The sequence below is a fragment of the Streptococcus mitis genome, assembly GCF_946188615.1.
Taxonomy (GTDB): Bacteria; Bacillota; Bacilli; order Lactobacillales; family Streptococcaceae; genus Streptococcus; species Streptococcus mitis_BZ.
In genome coordinates, this window is record NZ_CAMHVK010000009.1 from 1 (window position 1) to 26,434 (window position 26,434).

At 40.3% G+C, this 26,434-nt stretch carries 20 protein-coding genes; all 20 read right to left on the bottom strand.

All coding sequences use genetic code 11. The features are described 5' to 3' along the window. Nucleotides 1–3,278: sialic acid-binding adhesin (locus OCF95_RS08990; RefSeq protein WP_261105268.1), on the bottom strand; the 3,278-nt coding region annotated here is incomplete at its 3' end. Between the two features lie 315 nt (nucleotides 3,279–3,593). Continuing rightward, on the bottom strand, nucleotides 3,594–9,530 hold the full coding sequence (locus tag OCF95_RS08995) for a ZmpA/ZmpB/ZmpC family metallo-endopeptidase (RefSeq protein WP_261105270.1): 5,937 nt from the start codon (nucleotides 9,528–9,530) through the stop codon (nucleotides 3,594–3,596). Between the two features lie 2 nt (nucleotides 9,531–9,532). Further along, a complete protein-coding gene (locus tag OCF95_RS09000; RefSeq protein WP_261105271.1) occupies nucleotides 9,533–10,096 on the bottom strand; it encodes a TIGR01440 family protein in 564 nt (187 codons plus the stop codon). Between the two features lie 114 nt (nucleotides 10,097–10,210). Further along, nucleotides 10,211–11,902, bottom strand: a complete 1,692-nt coding sequence (locus OCF95_RS09005) for a cache domain-containing sensor histidine kinase (RefSeq protein WP_261105273.1) — start codon at nucleotides 11,900–11,902, stop codon at nucleotides 10,211–10,213. Further along, nucleotides 11,899–12,636: a response regulator transcription factor gene (locus tag OCF95_RS09010; RefSeq protein WP_261105274.1), complete on the bottom strand. Its 738-nt coding sequence runs from the start codon at nucleotides 12,634–12,636 to the stop codon at nucleotides 11,899–11,901. The genes OCF95_RS09005 and OCF95_RS09010 overlap by 4 nt, the downstream gene beginning before the upstream one ends. A 70-nt stretch (nucleotides 12,637–12,706) precedes the next feature. Beyond that, entirely contained in the window at nucleotides 12,707–13,819 is a 1,113-nt protein-coding gene (gene msrB, locus OCF95_RS09015) for a peptide-methionine (R)-S-oxide reductase MsrB (protein ID WP_261035377.1), read from the bottom strand. Nucleotides 13,820–13,828: 9 nt separating this feature from the next. Continuing rightward, nucleotides 13,829–14,392, bottom strand: a complete 564-nt coding sequence (locus tag OCF95_RS09020; protein WP_203213091.1) for a redoxin family protein — start codon at nucleotides 14,390–14,392, stop codon at nucleotides 13,829–13,831. A 13-nt stretch (nucleotides 14,393–14,405) separates the two neighbouring features. After that, entirely contained in the window at nucleotides 14,406–15,116 is a 711-nt protein-coding gene (gene ccdA2, locus OCF95_RS09025) for a thiol-disulfide oxidoreductase-associated membrane protein CcdA2 (RefSeq protein ID WP_261035378.1), read from the bottom strand. A 166-nt stretch (nucleotides 15,117–15,282) separates the two neighbouring features. Further along, nucleotides 15,283–15,831 carry a GNAT family N-acetyltransferase gene (locus OCF95_RS09030; protein WP_261035379.1) on the bottom strand — a complete coding sequence of 183 codons (549 nt, stop codon included), beginning with the start codon at nucleotides 15,829–15,831 and terminating at the stop codon, nucleotides 15,283–15,285. A 497-nt stretch (nucleotides 15,832–16,328) separates the two neighbouring features. After that, nucleotides 16,329–17,153 (bottom strand): ammonia-dependent NAD(+) synthetase, encoded by an 825-nt coding sequence (nadE, locus tag OCF95_RS09035; protein WP_261035380.1) that lies wholly within the window; start codon nucleotides 17,151–17,153, stop codon nucleotides 16,329–16,331. After that, nucleotides 17,150–18,610, bottom strand: coding sequence for a nicotinate phosphoribosyltransferase (locus OCF95_RS09040; protein WP_261105275.1), 1,461 nt, complete (start codon nucleotides 18,608–18,610; stop codon nucleotides 17,150–17,152). Before OCF95_RS09040 ends, nadE begins: the two co-directional genes overlap by 4 nt. A gap of 261 nt (nucleotides 18,611–18,871) precedes the next feature. Then, nucleotides 18,872–19,030, bottom strand: a complete 159-nt coding sequence (locus tag OCF95_RS09045; RefSeq protein ID WP_084926694.1) for a hypothetical protein — start codon at nucleotides 19,028–19,030, stop codon at nucleotides 18,872–18,874. A gap of 45 nt (nucleotides 19,031–19,075) precedes the next feature. Further along, entirely contained in the window at nucleotides 19,076–19,486 is a 411-nt protein-coding gene (locus OCF95_RS09050; protein ID WP_261105276.1) for a GNAT family N-acetyltransferase, read from the bottom strand. Between the two features lie 100 nt (nucleotides 19,487–19,586). Further along, a complete protein-coding gene (locus OCF95_RS09055) occupies nucleotides 19,587–20,951 on the bottom strand; it encodes an amino acid permease (protein WP_000095647.1) in 1,365 nt (454 codons plus the stop codon). A 234-nt stretch (nucleotides 20,952–21,185) separates the two neighbouring features. Then, nucleotides 21,186–21,668, bottom strand: a complete 483-nt coding sequence (gene greA / locus OCF95_RS09060; protein WP_000818750.1) for a transcription elongation factor GreA — start codon at nucleotides 21,666–21,668, stop codon at nucleotides 21,186–21,188. Between the two features lie 60 nt (nucleotides 21,669–21,728). Beyond that, on the bottom strand, nucleotides 21,729–23,423 hold the full coding sequence (mltG, locus tag OCF95_RS09065; protein ID WP_261105277.1) for an endolytic transglycosylase MltG: 1,695 nt from the start codon (nucleotides 23,421–23,423) through the stop codon (nucleotides 21,729–21,731). Between the two features lie 79 nt (nucleotides 23,424–23,502). Then, a complete protein-coding gene (locus OCF95_RS09070; protein ID WP_261105278.1) occupies nucleotides 23,503–23,997 on the bottom strand; it encodes a GNAT family N-acetyltransferase in 495 nt (164 codons plus the stop codon). Then, a complete protein-coding gene (locus OCF95_RS09075) occupies nucleotides 23,987–24,460 on the bottom strand; it encodes a GNAT family N-acetyltransferase (protein WP_024057419.1) in 474 nt (157 codons plus the stop codon). The genes OCF95_RS09070 and OCF95_RS09075 overlap by 11 nt, the downstream gene beginning before the upstream one ends. Nucleotides 24,461–24,469: 9 nt before the next feature. Next, a complete protein-coding gene (gene murC / locus OCF95_RS09080) occupies nucleotides 24,470–25,804 on the bottom strand; it encodes a UDP-N-acetylmuramate--L-alanine ligase (protein WP_033681567.1) in 1,335 nt (444 codons plus the stop codon). A gap of 11 nt (nucleotides 25,805–25,815) precedes the next feature. Next, complete coding sequence (locus OCF95_RS09085; protein ID WP_033681566.1) at nucleotides 25,816–26,433, bottom strand: divisome accessory protein ZapJ; 618 nt, start codon at nucleotides 26,431–26,433, stop codon at nucleotides 25,816–25,818. Between the last annotated feature and the right edge of the window lies 1 nt (nucleotide 26,434).

Here is a 26,434-nt window from a genome sequence, read left to right on the forward strand (position 1 = left end):
GCCGGTTTAGCTGCTGGTGTTGGAGTGACTGAAGATACACTTGTCGCTCCGTCTTTTTTAGCTTGTTCTACCGCTGCATTTGTTGTCGCGTTATCGATGGCTTGTTTCGCTGCATCTGCTTTGGCTTTCGCATCTTCTTTAGCTTTGGCTTTTTCTTCTGCTGTTAAATCGTTGTTGGCATCAATCGTGTCATTCTTAGCTTTCAATGCGTCATCGATGGCTTGTTTTGCAGCCGGTTTAGCTGCTGGTGTTGGAGTGACTGAAGATACACTTGTCGCTCCGTCTTTTTTAGCTTGTTCTACCGCTGCGTTTGTTGTTGCGTTGTCGATTGCTTGTTTCGCTGCGTCTGCTTTTGCTTTTGCATCAGCTTTCGCCGCTGTTTTTTCTTCGTCTGTTAAGTCGTTGTTTGCATCTATAGCGGCTTCTTTTGTTTTTAATGCTTCATCTACTGCATTTTTTGCATCAGTTTTCTTTTGACTTGCTTGCGGGTTAACACTTTCTACATCAGTAACGCCTGTAGTTTTCGCATTATCTACTGTTGAATTTGTTGTTGCAGTATCAATATTATTTTTAGCCGCTGTTGCTCTTGCTTGTGCATCTGCTTTTGCCGCTTCTTTTTCTTCAGTTGTTAAATCATTTCTTGCATCAAGTTGAGCTTCTTTTGCTTTAAGTGCCTCATCTATTGCGTTCTTAGCCGCTGGTTTTGCTACTGCTGTTGGTGTTACTGAACTTACACTCGTTGTACCTGCAGTTTTAGCTGAGTCCACAGCTGCGTTTGTTGTCGCATTATCGATTACTGTTTTCGCTGCAGTCGCTTTTGCCTGTGCATCTGCTTTTGCTACATTCTTCTCTTCTGTCGTTAAATCATTATTCGCATCTATTGCTGCTTCTTTCTCTCTTAAAGCTGTATCAATAGCTGCTTTTGCTGTATCTTTCTTCGTTGCTACAGGATTATCATTGCTAATCGCTGTTGTTCCTGATGTTTTGGCATTATCTAATACAGCTTTCGTCGTAACCGAGTTATCATTAATTGCTGTTAAAGCTTTTGCTTTATCGGCAGTAACTTTTTCGATTGCAGCTGCTTTTTCTTCTGCAGTTGCGTTTGTATTAGCATTAATCTCTGCAATTTTATCTTCAGCAGCCTTGTTAACCGCATCAATTGCAGGTTGTTTATTTAAACTTACATATTCTGATAAAGGTTTTGTGTCAGTTGAACCATCTTTATATGTCACAACAAGATTTCCACTAGCATCTTTTGTAATCGTAGAAATTCTTGTAGCTTGATTGTCTACAGCTTGACCTCTCTTACTTGTAAGATTTGCATCATCGTTAGTTTGAGAGTACTCGATTTTTACTTTTTCTTTAATTTTTTCAAATTCGTCAGCCGTAACATTCGCTGGATCTACTACACTAACTGTTCCTTCTGGAGTCTTAATATCATATTTAGTAGTCTGATTTTTTACTACGAATTCAACATAACCTTCAATTTTTTGACGTTCTGCAGGATTAGTAGTTGCATTAATTCTTCCGTTAAAAGGTGCACTTTCTCCATTATTGTCATCTTTTGCAACGATAACACTTGTCCATTTTTTCCCAGCAGTTAAGTTCGTTGTTCCAGTCATTTTAATTGTTGCTGTCTTCTTATCTTCAGAAACAGAACCTGCTCCGCTTGTTACTGCGCTATCAACAATATTCCCTACTGCTAAACCAAAACTAGTTGCATTATTATAGTTAATGTCACCAGGGCCACGAAGTTTTAGGTCCTTAATCTTAGACTCATCCGTTGCAGTAAATGTTAGGTCTGTCTCTTCTCCAGAATAGATATAAATATTTCTGTTCGCTTCGTTTGAATACGGTAGATTAACAACCGGTGGAACATTTTTTTGTACAATTTCACTTACTGGTTTCGTCTTCGTAGAACCATCTGTAAATGTAACAACAATATTATTTCCGACGATATTAACCGATTGAATAACATCCTCAGGATGTTCAACTAAAGTTCCACGTTTATCAGCAAATCGTGCATCTTCGTTTGTTGTTGAATATTCTAATTGAATACTATCTTTGATTTTCTTTAAATCTTCTGCTGTAGGATTTGTCAAACTAGTTACAGAAATCTTTTCATCTGTAGGTTGAGATCTTAATGAATATTTCTTAGATTGAGCTTTTAATACTAAGTAGAAATACCCTGGGTCTGCAATACTATCACCTTTTTTAAGATTCTCTCTACCTTGATCATCAACCACCTGAATATAACGAGTACCCACGTTAAGTGTTTGGTTTTCTTGTTTTGTATAATCTCTGTGTTTTTTCAGTATATCGTTTGGACGACCTGTAATAACGATTTTCGCAGGATTTGCTTGACTCGCCTCCGATGTTACCCCTGCCGTTTCAGCACGATTTATTACCCTAGCAGTAAATCCAAATTCAACATCCAAGTCATTATCTGTACCTGCAACATTAGGGAATCTTTGTCTAGATCCTTTCTTAATCGTTGCATAACGAATCTTTCCAGTTTCAGAATAAACAGGAATTTCTAATGAGAAATGCTCTTCGTTATAGATATAGATTTTCTTCTCATCTGGTATGGAGAATGTAAAGTCTACCTTAGGATCTTGATTCACAGCTGCACGGAATGTTGTATCCTTTTCAATTTCACTCCCATTACGTGGATCATTGGCACCAGTATTTTCAATCGCATTTGATTCTGATGGTTTCTCAGTATTATCAGCTTTGATACCAACTGTTTCTTTACCTTCAGTTGTATCTGTTGAAACAATTTCTTTTTTCTCAACCAGCTTATTTCGTAATTTTGAGTTAACTGTAGCAACCAGTTTTTGATAGGCACTCGTCAATTCTTCTTGACTGCTTGCGTTCGCTAAAGTTGCTTTGGCATTAGCCAATTCAGCAGCTAGACTCGCTACACTTTCCTCTGTCTTATTAGCGTAGGCTCCACTTGAAATCTTACCTTCAATTTCACCAATATAATTTGCAAGTTGGCTTTTATCTAATTCTGGTTTACTAATTTTTAGCTCACTGATTTTGGACTCACTCTGATTTTCAGCCTTCTCCCCACCTAATTGAGCCAACTCTACTTTACTAGAAGACTCTTCAGTTACTTTCAATTGATCAGCTGCAACTGCTCCATTTCCTAAAAACATTAAAAAGGCAGCAACCGCTACACTCGCTGCACCAAAACTATATTTACGAATGGAGAAACGCATGATTTTTTCTTTTCTCTGATTCTCAAGGGACTTATCAGAAAGCTTGTTCTTCATTTATAATATTTCCTTTTCTCTTATCTGTATACACATTATATCATATTAAACTTTATGCGTATTTACAAATTACTTTATATTTAATTTTATAATTTTTAAGCTATTTTTGCAAGTTGTTTGAACTAGAACAGAATCCATAAAACAAAGCCCTGCCTGACATTTCATTTACTTTTTGAAAATCTATTTTCTAGTATTTTAGTTATAAATATATTCAATAATTATGCTTGTAAATGAACATTTAAGAACTGCAAAAACATCAAAAAAGGTAGATCCAGTCAAAACTGGTCTACCTTTTTATTATACTAGTTTTATCTACTATTTAGTGAATAAATCTCCAGTAAATCCGTTAGATTTTTGTAAAAGTTGTTTATAAACTTTCTCTTTCAGACCAACTGTATTTCCAAATCCATTCCCTTTAAGATCTTTTTCAACTGCTTCATCAAACAACTCTTGAAGTCTCGCATAAGTTGAAATTTTCTCACCATTAATTTCAATTTCAACAAAACCTTTTTGAGCTTTCTCATGAACTTCATGGTACCAAGCAGATTTCCATTCTTCTAAGTTTTGGAATCTTCCATTTGAAACTTTCTTAATGATAAAATCATCTCCAACATAACCGTTGTTTTCTTTCTTAGCAGCATCTTTGTATTTATTAGAAGCATATCCTAAGAAACCATCGAGGTAACCAAAGTAACCCCACATACGGAATGTATTATGTTTAAATGAAATAGAACCTACAGCACTTCTACTTGTATTACCACCATAGATACCTGCCATCATATTAACTGTTTGATAAGCAGAATCGAAACCTTCCGAACGGTAACGTCCATTACCTGGCATTCCATGCTTCGTAACAAAGTTATTGTTTACCAATTGATCAATCGTTGTTAACTTCATGTTTTTCTCTTCATCATTTAAATCACGAAGTTTATCCCATTGATGTGGCTCACCTTTTAGACTGTTACGATCAGCATTCGAACGCCATTCTCGGTCCATTTTCTTGAACCACTTATCATTTGTACCTTCATTTTTCTTAATAACGGCATCAGCTTCTAAGTAATCAAGCATCATCATTGATTCATTATAATTCTTCATGTAATGATCAATCTTCTGACGACTATCTAGCATATTAGGATTATAGTTATACCATTGCTTACCATCATTTTGACGCTCATATGCCATATTCAATCCTAAGGCACCATATTCACCATTTGGATTTGATACAGATGGTGATTGTAACATACCTTGAGCAAAGGCTTCAACGTCTGTTCCTTCACGGTGACGCCATCCACCCAAGTAGGCCATACGATCATTAATATGTGTAGTTTCGTGAGTAAATGCAGACGTTCCGAAGTCACTGATTAAGCTAGATAAAATATAATAGACAGCTTCTTGTGGTTGTGGATTTTGGAAAATATAGGCATAAGCTCCCATACCGTTGTTACCATGCCACTTACCTGTTGGACCATAGAATTCACGAATCGGAGCAAAGTCCCCGTTCTTAGTATGTCCCATACGGTCAACCCAACCAAGGTCTGGTGCAAAGTGATTATCCCAAATAGCTGATGGTACCATATTTTCACTCTTAAGGAGTTGATTACGAACGTTATCCGCAGCAAGTCTTGACCAGAAGTCCAAATAATTGATTTGTTCTTGCGCGCGTAAATTGATTTCTTTCTTGAACTCTTCACGTTGGGCTTCGGTTGTCTTACCATATTTCTCAAACGAACTAAACGCAATCGTATTATAGGTCGTAATTAAGAACATATGCGCTTTCTTCAGGTTAAGAAGTGGTAAGATATAACGTCCATGATGACCGTTGTTAATTACTTCATACAGTTTATATTTCTTATTAGCGAAATCTGGATTTGATGATTGTTTCTCAACAACATAAGCATTATCCGCAATGTTATTCTTGAACCAAGTGTTCATATCAGTATCATTTGTGAATAATTCCATGTTGTATTTTAGGAATTCATGCAAGTTAGCTTTACCAGTAGCACTTGCAATCACATCACGATATGCATCCTGTGTTCTATCACCTTTCAAGAAGTGTTCACGTGAACCGATTTGAATTAAGCGGTCGATGACATTCGTTGATTTACCATAGAAATCCGGTTTAAACATCATGATGTCTTTAATGCTCATATCACCATACGCAAAACCATAATAGCGATTGAGATAAGCCAGACCCATCATAATTTTTGCTTTGTTATCTTCTACTCTCTTCACAAGAGCCTTCATTGCAGCTTCGTCGCCGTTTAACTGATGGTCTTCATTTTCAACGATTGCTTTCACAAGTTTATCAAGGTTACCTTTTACTTCGTCAAAGCTTTCTTCTAAGAATAAGTTACGAATATAATTGTTCTTATGATTGTCACTATTTTCAGCAGGTTTATCACGTTTGTCCATCAATGCACGCACTTCAGGTGAAATCAATTCGACACTTGCTAATTTTTCTTTCACATCAGCAATTAGTTTGTTACGATTCTTATCCACCATATTTGGTGTGTAAACGACATCACCTAAATCTGTAATAGCATATTCTTTTACTTGAGCCACTTTTGATGTAACCTTAGGTGATACGGATTTTTCTTCTTTTGTACCGTCAGCGTAATGAATCATAATATGGTCAGCATCTGATAAATCGGTCACAAATTGTCCATCTTTCATACCTGTAACAGATAATACTTCTGTATTCAGTAATTTAGAATCTGAAGGAATCTTGTTACCTTGATTTACAATCCATTCTTTATTGTAGAATGGTTGAAGTTTTTCGATGTTACGGTAAGCAAGCTCACGAGATGCATCATAGTCTTGAGTAGATTTATAAGTGTCAGCTTTTGATTCCTTATGATTTAACTTATCTACAAAATGTTCAGTTATTGTATATTCATGTGCAGTAATTCCCATTTTAGCAATTCTTGCATCAGCTTCTTCTTGGGAAACACCTTTCCAACGACTAGAACGAGAATAGGATTGTTTACCTTCACTTACACCATTAACGAATACATTATTATTTCGAACCCAGTTTGCACCAAAGTAATCATCATCCTCTGCATCACGAGAACCGTAAAGAATCTCACCACCATTCTTCACCTTCATCATAGTAACGTTATTTTCAGCAAGTCCCCATGACCAGTTAGAATGAAGCAAACCACCTGTTTCAAGAGGTTCTTTCACATCAATCGTACCTTTTGCAACAGAGTTCTTCAAACGTCCCCATGCACTAACATCTCTCGGATTATCACCATGATTCAATTTAGCAACAAGTCCACCGACCTTAGCTTTATTCCCTTTGATATAGGCATCAATGTAAGAGTTATCTGTGTTACTTCTCCAGCTTTCGCTGACAAGCCCACCTGACCACCATCCTGCGTTCCCTACACTTGTAATATTGCCGATAAAGGCTACATTACGCATATTGGATTCATCCAGTTTATTGACCATACCCGTAACGTCATTGTTACCTACAACATTACCTGTTACTTTAATGTTTTCAATCGTTGACTTCTTAAACATCTCACCAAGCGGTGCTGTCTTGTTCGCCCAAGGCATATTGATATCAACATTACCCAGATTGATGTCGTGAATATGAGCATTCTCAGCTTGTGCAAATAACGGACGAGCTAAATTGTGAATAGTGTAACGTTTATCACCCTCACTAGATAGCTTACCAGTGAATTTAGCTGTCACGTAAGATTTACTTGGTGTTGGTACATTCACAGCGTTTAAGTCCGCACCAAGTTTAAACTCACCATTTGGAGTTTTTTGCATATCTTCAATTAATTCTTTGAAATTGTAGTATACATTACCTTCTTTGGCTTTTTGTTTTTCAAAATAATGAACATACTCTTCGCTAAGTGTGTTATCCGCATTACGTTGAATCAAATCAGGTGCTTTGGCAGTGACTTTGTATAAAGTTTTTCCGTCTTTTTCTACTTCTTCAATCTTGTCAACAGCAAGTCTTGTTATTTTGTTATCATGAGTGGTCACTCGTAAATAAAGCGGAGCAACATCAGTTGGTTTTTCTGTCAGTAAACTAGTATCTGTTTCATTACCGTCAGCATCCACACTCATCAAGCTTGTTTCTTTGATGTTTTTGATTTCAACTTTTTTGAGGTCAATTCTTAGCGGTTCTTCTTTCAGAACTTCTTCCTCATCACCCTCACCACGGTCATAAACCATCTTCGTTTCAAGTTTATAATCCTTGTAGTACTGCAAATCTGTCAGGGTCGTTGTCAAGTCGTCTGGTGAAACATTCAAGGTTTTCACAATCTCATCACCTTTTTTCAGAGTTAGGGTGATAGATTTAATGGCCGCCTTACTTGGATTTTCTAGACTATATTTAACATCTGAAGTACGCTTGAAATCCTTAGGTTCAACTGCTGTGATGGTCAAAACTGGTTTTTCAAAACTCTTGGTACCACGTTTTAAAATTTTGTCTTGAGGTGCCTCAAGGATTTCCTCTGTAACTTTTGGAGCGTCTTCTGTTTTAACTCCCTTAATGGTATTAAAGGTCTTGGTGATTTTTTTCTGGCCTTCTTTTCCTTCTTGAGCTACAACTTCTAAGCCTTTTTTCAGTTGGTCATCTTCTTTAACAACTTCCTTAAATGGAATCTTTTCAAGACTTTCTTCTACAAGAGTTCCTTCAATTGGTTTTGTACCACGACTTACCTGTTGGTTTACAGGCTCCTTGGTAACTTCTGTGCTAGTTGAAAGAACTTGGTCAGTTTTAACACCTTCTACTGTTTTATAAGTTGTTTTAGTAACTTGACTTCCTTTTTCACCATTTCTTACGACAGTTTCTTCGTCCGTATACTTGGTTGGATCCTCAGTCGTTTCAGTTTTGTAGTCTAGGTCTGTAGTCGATGTTTCAACAAGGGTTCCCTCAGTTACTTTGTACTCAGGTAACTGTTCTTGTACAAGGGCATGACCTGCTTTACCTTCTTCTTGAGTTCCTTTGGCTTCTACTGGAGCCTCTGGCAATTCTGGTTGCGTCAGAGCTTGTCCTACCTTACCTTCTTCTTGGGTTCCTTTTACTTCTACTGGAGCATCTGGCAATTCTGGTTGCGTTAAGGCTTGGCCTTCTTTACCTTCTTCTTGAGTTCCTTTTACTTCTACTGGAGCATCTGGCAATTCAGGTTGCGTTAAGGCTTGGCCTGTCTTACCTTCTTCTTGTGTACCTTTTGCTACTTGGTAAGTTGGTTCAGCTTGTGGTACTAGAGTTGGGGCAGGTTGCACCTCTTTCTTAGTTCCGACTGCAATAACTTGCGACACAGGATTTTGGACTACTTGGTTTTCGATGACTTCTCTAACTTCTTGACCGTTGACCATCGATACTTTAGTTACAAGGCGACGCTGACCATTTACTCCAGCTGTGACGATACGAGTCTGTCCTTCTGCTAGATTCGCATCTGGATTTGTGACTGTTTCAAACGGAATCTCCACCAAGCTCACTTCCAGTCTGGTCTGAGGCTTTTCAGAAACTGGTTTTTCTTCAACAGCAGGAGCAACTGGATTCTCTTCTACAGGTTTTTCGATGACAGTTTCTGGAGTGACAGCAGGTCTTTCTTGAACTACTTCTGTTTTCTCGATTTCATTTGCACTTTGCTTTTCGACTGGCAACTGAGGCTTCTCAGCTGAATCCGGTCTTGATGGATGGAGTTCTGCTTCCTTAAAGTATCCAATGTATTCATAGCCTTCGATGTGAATAATCCCTTCAGCCAAGCCTTCATGTGTAGAGGCTGAAATAGTTTGGTTATAAGAAAGCAATTCTTTATTTTCAAATGCGAATGTCCCATAAGGTACAAAAGTGCTAGCTCCTAGAGAACCAATCAAGAGAACACCTAGAACCTCTTTGCGACCTTTTTTGGACACCAAAAATACTGCTAGAGAAGCCGTTGCCAATCCAAGACCTGCTAGGGCTAGCTCCTTACTTCCTGTGTAAGGAAGTTGTTGACTGTTAGTTGCCTTCTTGCGATAAACTACATAGAGAATATCATCATCTTGAAATTCTGTAGGAACCTCATGATGAATCAGAGCTTTTTCAGACTCGGTCAATTCCTGCTCCGCCAAATAACGGTAATGAACGCTATGAGCACCGCTGACTTCATTGGCATGCACCTTATCTACTGAAAGGGTACTAGCACCAAAAAGGAAGGCCCCGATTGCTACAGGACCTACCCCAACAGTTAGCTTACGAATCGAATATTTGGTGATTTTTTCTAGTTGTTGTTTTGTTTTTTTCATTCTCACGACTTTCTGATAGAATCTTGTGGATAATGCGCACGCGCACCTCCAATTAATTTTGGACGGCTAGCAAGAGCCGTTACATGGGCATGCCCAATTTCTCTCAAAAGAGGGCGAATCGGAACCTGAACATGCTTGACATGCATGCCAATTGCAGTGTCTCCAATATCCAATCCAGCATGAGCCTTGATAAATTCAACCTCAACTGGATCTTGCATAAACTTGAAGGCTGCCAACTGACCTGAACCTCCTGCATGAAGGGTAGGAAGGACACTGACCATTTCCAGACCAAACTGCTCTGCCACCTGACGTTCAACAACGAGGGCCCGATTGACATGTTCACAACCTTGAACAGCTAGATGAATTCCTTTTTTCTCTAGGATATCTAGGATGGTCTTCACAATAATTTCCCCAATTTCTTGGCTGGATTCCTTACCAATCTGACCACCTATCACTTCACTAGAAGAAAGTCCCAAAACAAAGATAGATCCTTGCTTCAAATTGGCCTTTTCTAATACATCTTTTACAATCTGGCTTGTGTCTCTTTGAATGTCTTTTTCCTTCATACTTGATACCTCTTTTGTCATTATCTATCATATCGTTTTTTCTACGTTTTAGCAAGATAGACAACCTAGAATGCTTGCCCAATTACGCATAAAACTCCCAGAATTGACTGGGAGTTAGCTAGTTTCTATTCTATTTATGTATATTTCAACTGTCGTCCCTTTTGAGGGAATAGAATCAATCTTCATTTGGTAATCTTCTCCAAAGTGAAGTTTGAGCCGTTGATCAACATTTTGAAGACCAACCCCCCCACGTTTGAGTTGACTTTGACTACTATCGCCAGCATCTTGGAAACCAACCCCATCATCCTCAATGCGGATGACTAGTCCTGAATCCTGTTTCTGAACAGAAACTCTGATATGTCCCTGACCTTCTTTTTCCTTAATGCCATGGTAAAGAGCATTTTCTACTAAGGGTTGTAACACCAGCTTGGGCAAAACTAGCTTATCAAAGGCAGGATTTTCATCAATCTCATATTCCAGCTTATCTCCATAGCGTTGTTTCTGGATAAAGAGGTACTGGCGGACATGGTTGATTTCGTCAGACAGGCAAATCAAATCTTTACCCTGATTGAGCGCCAAGCGGAAGTAGGTAGCCAAGGACTTGGTCACCTGCACCACACGCTGACTATCCTGAAATTCAGCCATCCAGATGATGGTGTCCAAGGTATTATAAAGGAAATGCGGATTAATCTGGCTCGATAGGGCTTGAAGTTGGTACTGACGGGTCGTTTCTTCCTGCCTGCGAATATCTGCCATCAGCTGATCAATCTGATCCAGCATGGCATTGAACTGACGAGACACTTCTCTCAGTTCATAGGCACCATCTTCCTTGGCACGCAGATTCTGATTACCAGAAGCAATCTCCAGCATGGTTTCTCTCAAGTCATTCAGAGGAGCAATCCAGCGTTTAAGACTAAGCCACACCAAGCAGAGACAGGCAAGAAGAGATGTGACACTAGCCCCAAGCAAGGTCCACATGAGTTGACTCCGAACCTGATCTAACTTCTCCAACGAAGACACACCCAGAACCGTCCAATCAGTTCCAGCAATCTTTTCTTGACTGACATAGGATTGGTGGTCTGGAGTATAACCCTGCCCTGTCTCAATATAGGGGTTCATGGCCTCCATTTCGCTAGACGAACTATAAACTGTATGTTGAGGATGATAAACAAATTCATGGTTTTCATTGATGATAAAGGCAAAGCCCTGCTGACCCAACTGAAGTTGGTTAAGATAGGCTTCCAGAGTTTCATAAGAAATATCCAAACGAAGCACGCCAAGATTGGCTCCCTTTGCATCAACAAGTTCCTGAGTGACAGAAATGACCCACTGACTATCCGATTTACGAGCTGGGGTTAAAACTGGCTTAGCTCCCTGATGAATGGCCTTTTGGTACCAGTCCTCAGCCATCATATCTGAGGAAGTTTTCATCTGCACACTGTCATCTGTAGAAATGACCTGACCGGATTTGGTCACCAGAACTACCGTTTTCAAGTCTTGGTCTGCCTTTAAGATGGTTAAAAACAAATCTCGAATTCCCTTGACCTTGTCTTGACTGGGATTCTCAGCATAGGCTAGGACAGCCGTCTGCTGGGTCAAACTGGTAGAGGTGGTTTCTAATTTTTTGATATAAGACTGGATAAAGTGGCTAGTTTGACTGATAGTCGTTTGGCTATTGCCCTCAATGCTAGCCTCAATGGCTGAAGAACTAGATTGATAGTAGAAAGTCCCAACCAGAGCTAGGAGAATGAGAAAGACCAGAAAGATAGAAATAACCATTCTGACTAGGAGAGAAGAACGCTTCATCGACCTTCCCCCTTCTTAAACTGACGAGGTGTCACACCTGCAATCTGTTTAAAACGTTGGGTGAAATAGTTCATATCTTCAAAGCCAACCTTTTCGGCTATCTCGTAAATCTTCAGATCTGTAGTTAAAAGCAAGAGCTTGGCTTGTTTGACACGTTCTCGCACCAGATAATCCTGAAAAGGCAGGCCTAACTCTTTCTTAATCAAAGAACTCAGATAAGTCGGGCTAAAACCCAAGTCACTGGCCAAAGATTTTAAACTAAACTGGTTATCAGCCAGATGGGACTGGATTTTCTGAGCCATATTTCCCTCAAACTTATCGGTCAATAAATCTTGTAACTGCTCTTCCTTTTCTTCCTTATCCAACTTTTGCTTGATTTTCCCCAACATTTCCTCAATATCCTGACGAGAAAAGGGCTTGAGCAGGTAGTCATCCACACCGAGTTTGACAGCAGACAGAGCATAATCAAAATCATCGTAACCTGTTAAAAAGACCAAATGAACCTGAGGATAGGTTTCTCGGACCAGACTGGCTAACTGGATGCCATTTAGCTGAGGCATGTTGATATCGGTTAAAATGATATCTGGAACATGCTTTTGTATCAATTCCCAAGCCTGTCTTCCATTTTCAGCTTGACCGATGATTTCCATATCGTAGGCTGCTACATTAACCAGTTTGGTCAAGCCCTGTCTTACCAGATATTCATCTTCTACGATTAAGATTGTATAGGTCATGCTTCTCTCCTTTGTCACTTACTAGTATCAGTATAGCAAAATTCTCCTCTAACTGCTTAGGAAAGCCCTCTTAATCAACATAATCTAGTAAATAAGCGTAGCCTTTTTCTTCCATTTGGTCTTTGGGAATGAAGCGAATAGAGAGACTATTGATACAGTAGCGCAAGCCACCCTTGTCCTGTGGTCCATCCGTAAAGACATGGCCAAGGTGAGAATCTCCGACTCGGCTTCTCACTTCCATGCGTGTCATATTGTAAGATTTATCTTCCTTGTAAGTGGCAACATCTGGACTGATGGGTTGGGTGAAACTAGGCCAGCCACAACCAGACTCAAACTTGTCCTTTGATGAAAAGAGGGGTTCACCAGTTGCTACATCCACATAGATACCAGATTCAAATTTATCCCAGTAGCGGTTTGAAAAAGCTCGTTCTGTTTGATTTTTCTGAGTGACTGCATACTCCTCAGGTGATAAGGTCTTTTTCAATTCCTCATCACTTGGTTTTGGATATTTGCTGGCATCGATGACAGGATAGGCCGCCTGATTGACATTGATATGGCAATAGCCATTTGGATTTTTCTTGAGATAGTCTTGGTGGTAATCCTCAGCCACTACAAAATTCTGCAAGGCCTCCTTTTCAACTGCTAGAGGTTGATCGTATTTCTTAGCAACTTCATCAAAAACTTGGTTAATCACCTCTAAATCCTTATCATCTGTGTAATAAACACCCGTACGGTATTGGGTCCCCACATCATTTCCTTGTTTATTTTTGCTGGTTGGATTGATAATGCGGAAGTAATGAAGCAGGATTTCCTTGAGGGAAATTTGATTGGCATCATAAGTAACATGGACTGTCTCTGCATGACCTGTTTGGTTAATCAATTCGTACTTGGTTGTTTCCCCTTTACCATTTGCATAGCCTGAAACGGCATCTGTTACCCCGGGAACGCGTGAGAAATATTCCTCAACTCCCCAGAAACATCCTCCAGCTAGATAAATTTCGTGCAAATCTGCGTCTTTGCTAACTTCTGTTTTTTTCACTGTTTTTCCTCCTTGGCTAACTGCCGCTTTCTCAATTTGAGAGCTATCTGTCTGCCCTGCATTTCGCATCAATAGAAAATAGAAACCGCTTATGGCTAGGAAAAAGATTCCTGCCAAAACAAACAATTTTACTTTATCATTCATAATCTTTCTCTACCCCATTTCTTTCAATGTTTTTAAAATCATATTCTTATCCATAAAACCAGGTTGCGTTTTGACCAGCTTTCCTTCCTTGTCTATAAAGGCTTGAGTTGGGTAAGAACGGACACCATAACTTTCCAAAAGTTTGCCTGACGGGTCAATTAGAACTGGGAAATTTTTATAATCCAATCCCTTGTACCAGTTCTTAAAGTCTGCTTCTGCTTGTTCCCCCTTGTGTCCAGGAGACACCACTGTCAAGACCACATAATCATCACCAGCATCTTTAGCAATTTCATCCGTATCTGGAAGACTGGCCAAACAGATGGAACACCAAGAAGCCCAGAATTTGAGATAGACCTTCTTGCCCTTGTAATCAGACAAGCGGTAGGTCTTGCCGTCTACTCCCGTTAGTTCAAAATCAGCAACTGCCTGACCTTTAGTAGCAGTTTGTGAACTGACTTGTTCTGTTTTGGTTTGCTCCTTCATAGTAGCTTCGTCTGACATATTTTTAGCAGAACAGGCTGTCAAGCAACAGATTGAGCCGACTCCAAGGAGACATGTTTGCCATTTTTTCATTTCTTCTTCCTCTCTATTCAAATAATGTAGTCAAAATGGAAGCATTTCCCAAAAGCACCAAGATTCCCATCACGATAATGAGGAAACCACCCACTTTTTTGAGGGTTCCGAGATAAGGATGGAGTTTTCGGAAATGTTTCAAAACATAGCTGGAGGCGAGAGCTAGAGCCAAAAATGGTAGCGCCAAGCCCAACGTGTAAATCAACATGAGACCAGCTCCCTGCCAAGCTCCTGAACCACCTGAAGCCGCCAAGGCCAAAACAGAGCCAAGAACCGGCCCCACACAAGGCGTCCAAGCAAAACTGAAGGTCAACCCCAGTAAAAATGCCTGACTATAGCCCTTACCCTTTTGCCCCTGTCTCTGTAATTGTAGCCTTCTTTCCTTGTAGAACCCCTGAAAATGTAAGACTTCCATCTGGTGCAAGCCCAAGAGAATGATAACCGCACCCGTCACATACTGAAACCAAGAAGCATACAGTAAATTGCCTAAAAAACCAGCCCCATAGCCTAGTAAGATAAAGATAAAAGAAATACCCGCTATAAAGGCCAAAGTTCTCAATAGACTAACAAGTGAGATTGAATATTTTCCACTAGAAGCCTGAGAACCATCTTTATCATCCAACAAGACCCCTGCATAAACTGGTAACAAGGGTAAAATACAAGGAGAAAAGAAGGAAAGAATTCCAGCAAGAAAAACACTGACAAAAAAGATTATATTATCCATTGCCTTCCTCCATTCTTTGATTTGATAAGTCTATTATAATTCCCAACTCTAAGAAAAAACAGGTACAATGATAGGGAAAAATAGGAATTTAATCAGGTTATGTATAAAATGTTGCAAAAAAAGCCAGACAAAGTCTGACTTTGATGGAAACAGAAAAGAAAATTCACTAGTCTTCCCTACTTATCTGATAATAAATAAGGTCCGCAAGATAGCCTTTTCTCTCTACACCATTGGTAATAGTCTTGAGATAGGACATTCCAGCCTTCTCCATGACACGACCTGAAGCTGGATTGAGACTGGCATAACGTGCCTTGACTTCTTGAAAGCCTGCTTGAGTAAAACAAAAGTCCAAGACAGCTTTCAAGGCCTCCGTCATCATATCATGACCCCAGTATTTCTTGCCTAGCACATAGCCAATTTCACAAGAAGAATCGTTCTCATCCATCTCAACGATACTGATATCCCCGATCACTTGCCCTGGGTTTTCTTTGAGACAAATGGCCCATTTGTAATAGTTGGGATTAGCATAGGAAGCAACCCAGTTACGAATGGAATTTCGAGTCACCTCGACATCAGGATGAGGATCCCAAGTGACATAGGTTAGATTTTCAGCGGACGAAGCCCAATTCTGAAACATGGCTTCTGCATCACTTTCCACAAATCTTCGCAAGATTAAACGATCTGTCTGTAATATTTGCGTACCGATTGCTTTCATGACGCTACCTCGCTTTCTGATAGATGGTTCTCTGCCCAACCTCAATTTAGATTTACTTTGCTTTTGAATTTCAAGATAATAAGCTAAAAAGGTCCACTGGATCTTCTTCGCTTACCTGTTTCCATGCACGGGGTAAAAAGACTAAACTCAGTAACAACTAAAAAACAAGTTTTTCATCTAGTTACTTAACGCAGTCGCTGTCTGGTTTGAAATGCGCTCTAGCAAGCTTTTTCAAACCTAGTCATCGTTGCGGGGGTGAGACGATGAAATCGAACTCTGTGAGTTACCGGACCTTCTCTCACTTTCTTATTTCAAGGTGAGAGACTGAAAACCTCCACTGGAGGTTTTTCTTGCTTTTTAATTTCAGGGCAAGAAGCTAAAAAGGTCCCCCGGACCTTCCTCGCTTACTTGTTTCCATGCTCGGGGTAAGAACCTCCACTGGAGGTGCCTCGTTTTCCTATTTTTAGACTCGGGGTAAAAAGGTCCCCCGGACCTTTTTACTCCCAAAAGTCATCAAATACGGTGATAGGTAGGTGGCGTTTGTGTTGGCCTTTGTGCCACCAGTTTTCGATTCTTGCTTGAGCTTCTGAGCTGATTGTTTTGCCTTCTAGGTAGTCGTCAATCTCTTCATAAGTAACTCCAAGGGCTACTTCGTCAGCTAGGCCTGGTTTGTCTTCTTCTAGGTCTGCCGTTGGGATTTTTTCATAAAGGGCTGGGTCTGCACCAAGTTCCTTCAAGAGTTGTTTTCCTTGGCGTTTATTAAGACGGTAAAGAGGGAGAATATCCGCACCACCGTCACCAAACTTGGTAAAGAAACCTGTGATATTTTCCGCGGCGTGGTCTGTTCCAATGACCGCTCCGCTATGGGAACCAGCAAGGGCATACTGAGCAATCATACGGCAACGTGCTTTGATATTTCCCTTGTTGAAGTCTGAAACAGGACTACCTGTCGCTTCAACTGCAGCTGTCATAGCATCTGCAGGCTCCTTGATATTCACCACTAAACTGATATCTGGCTGAATGAAGGCTAGGGCTTTTTGAGCATCTGCTTCATCAGCTTGCACTCCATAAGGCAGGCGGACAGCGATAAATTTGTAGCTGTCATCTCCCGTTTCTGCTCGCAGTTCTTCCATGGCCAGTTGAGCCAATCGTCCTGCTAAGGTTGAGTCTTGTCCTCCAGAAATCCCTAGTACAAAGGTTTTAAGGAAGGGATTTTTTTTCAAATATCTTTTTAAGAAATCAATGGAACGACGGATTTCTTCCTGGGCATCAATCACCGGTTTGACACCCAGCTCTTGGATAATCGTTTCTTGCAAACTCATTCTTCTTCTCCTTCGCCGAGGGCTTCCTTGCGCATTTTGTCAATCAAGTCCATCTTGTCTTGCCATACATCACGCGCCAAATCCACTGGATAATGTTGCGGATTGAGTACGCGCTTGTACTCATCCCAAAGCTTGTCAAATTCCTTACGAGCATAATCCTGAATCTCAGTCAAGCTAGGCAGGTTGTAAATCAATTTTCCGTCTTTGAAGATATCCACTAAGAGAGGAACGGCATCAAAATTACGAACCGTCTTCTTGATGTAGGTATAGGTCGGATGGAACATTTTGATTTCCGTCATGTCACTCACATCCACACCGTCATAAGTGATATAATCGCCTTCTGACTTGCCTTTTTCACGACTGGTAATGCGCCACACCTGCTTCTTACCTGGTGTAGACACTTTTTCAGCATTATTTGACAGCTTAATCGTATTGCGCATGCCTCCATTTTCATCCTCAATGGCTACAATCTTATAAACTGCCCCTAAAGCAGGTTGGTCATATGCAGTAATTAACTTAGTTCCCACACCCCAAACATCAATCTTAGCTTTTTGCATCTTAAGGTTAAGAATAGTATTTTCATCTAGGTCATTTGAAGCATAAATCTTAGCCTCTGTAAATCCAGCCTCGTCCAGTTGCTGACGAACTTTCTTGGAAATGTAGGCAATATCCCCTGAGTCAATCCGCACACCCATAAAGTTAATCTGGTCACCCAGCTCACGCGCCACTTGAATGGCAGCGGGTACCCCAATGCGAAGGGTGTCATAGGTGTCCACAAGAAAGACACAGTTTTTGTGGGTCGCAGCGTAAGCCTTGAAAGCTTCATAGTCGTTACCATAAACCTGTACCAAGGCATGGGCGTGAGTCCCCAAGACAGGAATATCAAAGAGTTTACCAGCACGCACATTGCTGGTTCCATTGGCTCCACCAATCACCGCTGCGCGTGTTCCCCAGATAGCCGCATCCATCTCTTGCGCCCGACGTGTCCCAAACTCCATTAAAGGTTCATCTTCAATGACTGAACGAATACGAGCTGCCTTAGTCGCCACCAAGGTCTGGTAGTTGACGATGTTCAAAAGGGCCGTTTCGACCAATTGACATTGGACTAGAGGGCCTTCCACCTGCACAATCGGTTCATTAGCAAAAACCAAATCCCCTTCTTGGGCAGAACGAACGGTCAACTCCAACTTGAAATTGCGGAGATAGTCCAAGAATGCCCCATGATAGCCTAGAGACTCCAAATAGGCAATATCACTATCTGAAAAACGCAGGTCTTCAAGATAACTCACAATTCTTTCCAAACCAGCAAAAACCGCATAGCCATTCTTAAAAGGCTGTTGGCGGAAATACACCTCAAAGACCGCCTTTTTATTGTGAATCCCTTGGTCAAAGTAAACCTGCATCATGTTTATCTGGTACAAGTCCGTGTGCAATGTCAAACTATCATCTGGATACATACTTTTCCTACTTCCTTAGCTAGAAACACATGAAAATTTTCAAGAACTTTCATGTATTCCAATAAATTAGTACTATTATATCACATTTTAGCTGGATTGAGAAAAGAGTAACAAGCTATTCTCAACTCTCCAGTTCATCCATATCTTGTTCAAACTTTTTTTGAGCCCATTCGCCATAGCTCTAACGCAATATATAAATGTCATTTTGTAATATTTTATTAACAAAAACTCTCTACCACAAAATAATAGAGAGTTTTCTGCTTATTCAATTTTTTTCAAAATATCTACGACATCATTTCTTTTCTTAACCTGATAGGCCTTGATGCCCAATATCTCAGCTGCAATTGTATTGTCCTCAATATCACCTAGAAAGACATAATGTGTGGGATTTAACTGGTATTTATCGAGAATCCCCTTCATACTTATGTCAAGAACCCCTCTCTGCCTTATGCTTTCATATTCTACTTACAAATCCTTTTGGTAATAAAATCTTTGCCCTATGTAGGGATAGTTTTTTAAAGCAAAGACTTCCTTGTAGCCATATTTCTGATAAAAGTCTGGTGCCTGAAACTGATAAGTATTGACAAATGCAAAACAACAGTTTCGATTCTTGGCTTCACTTTCTGCCTGTTGCAATAGTTTTGAACCGATTCCTTGCCCTCTCAGTTCCTCTTTTACAAACAAATACTCGATTTCCAACCAATTTCCGAAAGTCTCAGCTACCAGACCTGCCAGGAGATATCCCTTTTCATCTTCTACATAAAGATTAAGTGGCACACTTTCAGCCTCTTCTCTTTTGGAACGGTTATAAGCACGAATCAAATTCCCAATTTCTTGTGCTTTCTGGGATTCCTCATTTTCCAATCTAAAGTACATCCAAACCTCCTCGAAAACTGATACAGCTTGATTATAGTCTTATTTCAATAGAATGTCAAACTAGCAAAAACCCACCAACCTGAGTTGATGAGTCCTTAATCTATTTTCTAAATTTCCACTGGCTGTATATACCGAAACCGATAATCCAGATAGCTGATCCGATTGCTCCGACAAATGTAGACTCTTGTAAAAAGAGAGTTACAAAGACAAAGGCAAAGAAGAGCATAGTTAAAGGATTTAGGAAACGATAATGGGGCATGAGATAGCCATCTGCCATAAAGTCTGGTGACTTGCGGTATTTAAGGTGAGCCACCATAATCAAAATATAAATGGCAATATAAACACCTGATGATGATGCTGTAATCAAGGCAAAGGCATCCGAAACTCCTGGCAAGACGTTGATAAAGGCTGCTAGGGCAATCAAGATTGCTGAAGCGATGATGGCATTTTGTGGCACATTGTGGCGAGAAAGAGTATCTGCCTTGATCGCTTTTAGGAATGGATTTGGCGAATCATGGGCAATCTGATACAAGTGACGCCCTGTTGAATAAAGGGTTGAGTTAAGAGCAGATGCTGCTGACGTCAAAACGACGAAGTTAATTAAGGCCGCTGCCCACTTGATACCTGCCAATTCAAATACTGTTACAAAAGGAGAATCAGCTGATGCAAGTTCACGCCATGGAATAATAGACATAATAGCCAAGAGAGCTCCACCATAGAAAAAGACGATTCGTAGAGGAATTTCCTTAACAGCTTTTGGCAAGACCTGACGTGGATTTTTTGTTTCTGAAGTTGTTACCCCGATAAACTCAATCATGAGATAAGCAAAGAAAACCATCTGGAAGGCCATGACAAAGTTTACTCCACCATTTGGGAATAGGGAGAAATTGTCGGCGATATTAGCCAAACTTGCTACTCCATGAGGTGTCTTAAAGCCTGTCAAGACCATAAAGACTCCTGTTGCAATCATAGCTAAAATAGCCACAATCTTGACCATAGCAAACCAAAACTCAACTTCCCCAAAGAGCTTCACCGCAATCAGATTGACCAAGGCTAGAATGGTTAAAAATCCAATCTCAATCATCCAACTTGGCCAGCTAGGAAACCAGAACTGAACATAGTGAGAGATGGCTGTAATTTCCGCCATACCGATAAAGACAACGGATAACCAGTAAGACCAAACTGAGAAATAACCCCAGCCCTTACCTAAATGGCGCGTGATAAAGTTGATAAAGGTATGTTGCTCAGGATCTTGGTAGAGCATTTCCCCAACAGCACGCATCATGAGGAACATGAAGGCCCCTGTAATCATATAAATCAGTACAATGGAAGGACCTGTTAAGCTAATAGAACGACCTGCTCCCAAAAAGAGTCCTGTTCCGATTGTTCCAGCGATGGCCATAACCTGCACATGACGATTAGTCAGACCACGCTCCATCTTATTTTTTTTCTTCTTTGAACTCATAACGTCTCCAATTCAATTTAATTTATACTCAATGAAAATCAAAGAGCAAACTAGGAAGCTAGCCGCAGGTTGCTCAAAACACTGTTTTGAGGTTGTAGATAGAACTGACGAAGTCAGTAACACATATATACGGCAAGGCTACGCTGACGTGGTTTGAATTTGATTTTCGAAGAGTATCAAAATGGAAAAAGGAGTGAGTGAAGCGCATCGCCTCCCCACTCCTTTTTTCTGTTTTTAGGCTGTTTTTTCAACCTTCAAGATTTTTACATCATAGCTACCAACAGGTGTTTCAATGGTTGCTGTATCACCTGTTTTCTTGCCAATCAAGGCTTGTCCAATCGGGCTTTCATTTGAAACCTTACCTGCAAAGGCATCCGCACCAGCTGAACCTACGATAATATAAACTTCTTCTTCGTCCTCACCAATTTCTTGGATAGTAACTGTTTTACCAATCGCTACTTCGTCTTGGGCAACTGAGTCGCTATTGACGATTTCAGCATAACGGATTTTTGTTTCCAAGCTAGAGATTTGTCCTTCGACAAAGGCTTGTTCATCCTTAGCTGCTTCATACTCACTGTTTTCTGAAAGGTCACCGTATGAACGGGCAATCTTAATGCGTTCTACCACTTCTGGTCGGCGGACCAATTTCAATTCTTCTAATTCTTTTTCAAGTTTTTCCTTTTCCGCAAGGGTCATAGGATATGTTTTTTCTGCCATTTTTCTCAACTTTCTTTCGATAGTATTGAATCTCTATCTGAGATTCTCATTTTTGTAGTCTTAGTTTGAACTACTATTTTGAGTAAGTTTGCTATTGACGTGCTCAGCAACATTACGATCATGTTCTTCCTGTGTCACTGCGTAATAGACTTTACCATCTGTAACATTAGCTACAAAGTAGAGGTTCTCACTCTTTGTTTGGTTGATACTTGCTTCAATCGCGTCCTGACTTGGACTATCTACTGGACCAGGCATCAAACCAGGTTTTGTATAAACATTGTATGGTGAATTAATCGATGTGTCAATTCCAGCATCGTCTGCTAGGCTAATATTTTGACCGAGTTTGCCTTGGGCATACAAGATTGCAATATTGCTTTGAAGTGGCATACCAAGGTTCAAGCGATTGTAGAAAACACCTGCAATCAACTTACGATCTTCAGTCTTAGCACCTTCTTTTTCAACAAGAGAAGCAATGGTTAGCAATTCATTAACTGTCAAGTTTTTAGACTTAATTGCACTATAGTGTGGAGTCAAGGTCTTATCCATAGCTGCCAGCATCTCATCAATCAAGCTTTCAATAGTTGTGCTTTCCTTGATAGAGTAGGTCGCTGGGAAAAGATAACCTTCCAAACGGTAACGGGCTCCACTTTCTTTCGTTGGCAAGCTTTCGAGTAGGTTTGGATATTTAGCAACTTCTTGACTGATAAAGTTGTCATCTTGCACTTTAGCCAAGAAAGCTTCCGCTGTCAAAGGTTCTTTAAATTCACCTTGTAATTGGCCTACAGCTTGGGCAATTTGATCAATGGTATATCCTTCTGGAATGGTCAAATCTGCAAGTGAAGGTTCTTGAGGTTCAGGAGTACCACCTTTTTGTAGTTCCTTAATGATATCCTCTGTACTCATGCTCTTTTGCAAATTGTAATATCCAGCCTTCAAATCTGAATAATTCTTATATTTAGCATAAAAAGCAAAAATCACTCCGTGTTTAATCACACCAGAATGTTCAAGTGCTGATCCAATCTCTTGGACATTGGATCCTTCTGGGATTTGAACCGTTACATATTCCTTAGAATTTGCATCAACTGGTAATAAAGATGATTGAACATACTGGTAACCAAAGTAACCACCTGCTGAAATCAAGGCAAGGAAAATTAATAGAGAAATGAAGAAAGCTTTCAAATGTGATTTTTTCTTCTTAACAGGTTTAACTGTCTCACGACGACTACGACGTGGAGTTTCAGAAATCACGTCAACAGCTTCAGCTTCGACGACCGGTTCAGGTCTTGACGCTTCTGCTTGTGTCTCTTTTGGTTCTTCAGTTTTATAAGAAACAGCTACTCTTGTTGGAGTCGTGTTCAACTCTCTTTCGACCTTTTGTGGACGATTAGTCTCTGGTCCTGGAACCGGTCTTGATGGACTTGCTTCAGCTGGTGAAGCTGGAACATCTTGACTAGGGTGACTAGGAACAATCGGAGCTTCTTCTCTTAATTCATCTGCTGGTGATGCAGGCACATCTTCACTAGGATGCTGTGGAACACGTGGTGCATTCTCCATAATTTTTTCAACAGCTGATAGGGATGCATTCATCACTTCTTCATCAGCAATTTTTGTGTCAGGGACAGACAAAGCTGATTTTTTTTCATCAAGTTCAGCGGCCTCTTGACGAATCCCTTCATAACGTTTTACTTTTTCTAAATCACGCAAAATCTGCTCTTTAAAGCTTAATTTTTCGTCTTCTCTTGGCTTTTCACTCAAAAGTTTATCCTCCTCGTTGACAATCCATAATATTATATCTTAAAAACGAAAGAAAAGCAACTTAGCATGCTTTTCTAGCTTATTTTTTAGCTTCCCAGACCATATCATACCAAGTTTCCCCTGCAAAGGTTGACTGAGACTGGCCTTCATTGACAAATCCATGCTTTTCGTAGTAGGTGATGAGATAGTCATGACAGGTTAGGTTAATGCCTTCTCTTTTGTGTTCAAGAGCCAACTCTTTCAAGGCTGTTAGTAATTTCTGACCAAGTCCAAGGCCCTGTGCCTCCTCGGCAATAGAAAGACAGGTCACAGAGATATAACCACCAGGCTCATGACTATAATCTTCTATCGCTTCTGTAAAAGACTGATCTTGCAGATAGCGGTGTGGTCCAACTGGTCCTTCTATATACCCCATGATTCTGCCTTCTTTTTCTGCAACCAGAAATGAGGTCTGAATTTCTCGCAAATGTGCTTCAAAAACAGAGCGAGGAATGGCTTCTTCAATCGAGAAATTTTCTAGTTCAATCTCAACGATACGATCCAAATCTTCTAATCTTGCTTTCCTAATTTCCATTTCGCCTCCTAAAAAAGAGATTAAACCAAATCATACTAAAATCTTGACTAGCTGCATAAAGCGAATCTGTCTCTTCTTCATCAATAAAACCGTTCATTTCAAAATAGGAAAGCAACTCATCCGAACTCTTCAAACGGATAGCTTTGTAATCCTGCTTAACTGCCACATCTTTCAAAGCCGCAAGAAGAAGCGTTCCCAAGCCCTGTCTCTGATGGTCAGCCTCAATGACTAAAGAATGTATTTCTAGACATTGCGGATTGTGGGGCTGAGGACCACTTAGAACATAGCCCAAAAGCTGATTTTCATCCCTAGCTAGAAGAAAGGTATCCGCATACTTACGGATACTTTCTTCTAAAATATGGGAAGGTTGCTGCTTTTCAGCTGGAAAAGATGAAGCCTGAAGTTCCTCTATCTCAGCCAAATCAGACTTACTTGCCTGAATGATCTTAATTGGAATTTCCATGGGAAAATCCTATTGAACATTGCTTGTCAAGTTAGACAAGAGTCGCTCAAATGAGTATTCATAGGTTTGGATATCTCCTGCTCCCATAAAGACGTAAACAGCATTGTCATGGTCTAGGAGTGGAGAAACATTTTCAACAGTGATCACTTGGTGTTTCTTGTTGATTTTATTAGCTAGGTCTTCTACCTTAACATCACCATGGTCTACTTCACGAGCAGATCCATAAATTTGCGCTAGGTAAACTGCATCCGCCTGGTTCAAAGCGTGGGCAAAGTCGTCCAACAGGGCAATAGTTCTAGTAAAGGTATGCGGTTGGAAGATTGCTACGATCTCTTTACTTGGATATTTTTGACGAGCCGCATCCAAAGTAGCAATGATTTCTGTTGGATGGTGGGCAAAGTCATCGATAATCACCGTATCATTGACAATTTTCTCAGTGAAACGACGCTTAACACCGGCAAATGTTTTCAAGTGTTCACGAACTAAGTTCAAATCAAATCCAGCTGTATAAAGAAGACCAATAACGGCTGTCGCATTCATGATATTGTGACGACCAAAGGTTGGAATATGGAATTGCCCCAAGTCTTGTCCACGGAAATGAACTGTGAAGGTTGAACCAGTTGTTGAACGAAGAAGATCACTAGCGACAAAGTCATTACCTTCTGCTTCAAAACCATAATAATAAATTGGTGCATCAGACGTAATCTTACGCAATTCAGCATCTTCTCCGTAGATAAACAAACCTTTGGTAATTTGTTTAGCATAGTCGTTAAAGGCATTGAAAACATCCTCTAGACTTGTGAAATAGTCTGGATGGTCAAAGTCAATGTTAGTGATGATAGAATATTCTGGGTGGTAAGGCATGAAGTGGCGCTCATATTCGTCAGATTCAAAGACAAAATATTTGGCATTAGCTGATCCACGACCTGTCCCGTCTCCAATCAAGAAGCTAGTATCTGTGATATGAGACAAGACATGAGACAACATACCTGTCGTTGAAGTTTTTCCGTGCGCTCCAGCAACTCCCATGCTAACAAAGTCGCGCATAAAGCTACCTAGGAACTCATGGTAACGTTTGTAGCTAATGCCATTTTGGTTCGCATAGGCAATTTCGACGTTGTTATCTGGACGAAAGGCATTTCCAGCGATAATTTCCATATCACCGTCTAGATTCTTTTCATCAAAAGGAAGAATGGTAATTCCTGCCTGCTCAAGACCACGTTGAGTAAAGTAGTACTTTTCAACATCTGAACCCTGTACCTTATGCCCCATTTGGTGCAACATCAAGGCCAAGGCACTCATACCTGATCCCTTAATTCCGATAAAATGATATGTCTTTGACATGTTTTCTCCCCCTATTCCGTAATTCTTGTCAGATTCAACTCTTGGGCAACCTGACGTTCTTGTTCTTTTTGTTGATTCTTTTTATTGTAGATTTGGCTCTTCTTCAGAAAATCATAATTGTTTTTCTTTGGGCCTGAAGTTTCTTTTGGCTCAGCTTGAGTCGACATATTGTTCACTTCTTCCGCCAAGATGTAATGAGACTGGGTCAATTTTTGACTGTATTTGACAAATTCGCCAGGATTTTCCTTTTGGAAAGGCGCGGTAGGTTGATTGCCCTGTCTATCAAAACGTTGCTGAGAAGGGCGCCTTGTAGGAGTAATATCCTTAGTCAGATAACTTGCTGAGCGCTTCTTTTTCAAATCCGCACGCGCTTCTTCACGTGCCACCTCCGCATAGCTCTTTCCTTCTTTTTTAACTCCTAAACCATCCTTCTTAGGTTTCTCTACGGGCTTTTCAATCGGTTTTGCTGGTTTTTCTTCAGTAATAGGGGCCCACTCCAGATAATTCTTATCACAGTATTCTCCCTTGATATTACTGATAAAGTCAGATTCATCATAGAGGTCCATAACCGGCATCTCAGTCAACATGATCTCATCATCTGACACCAATGGAAATCGTTCTTCTCTCATT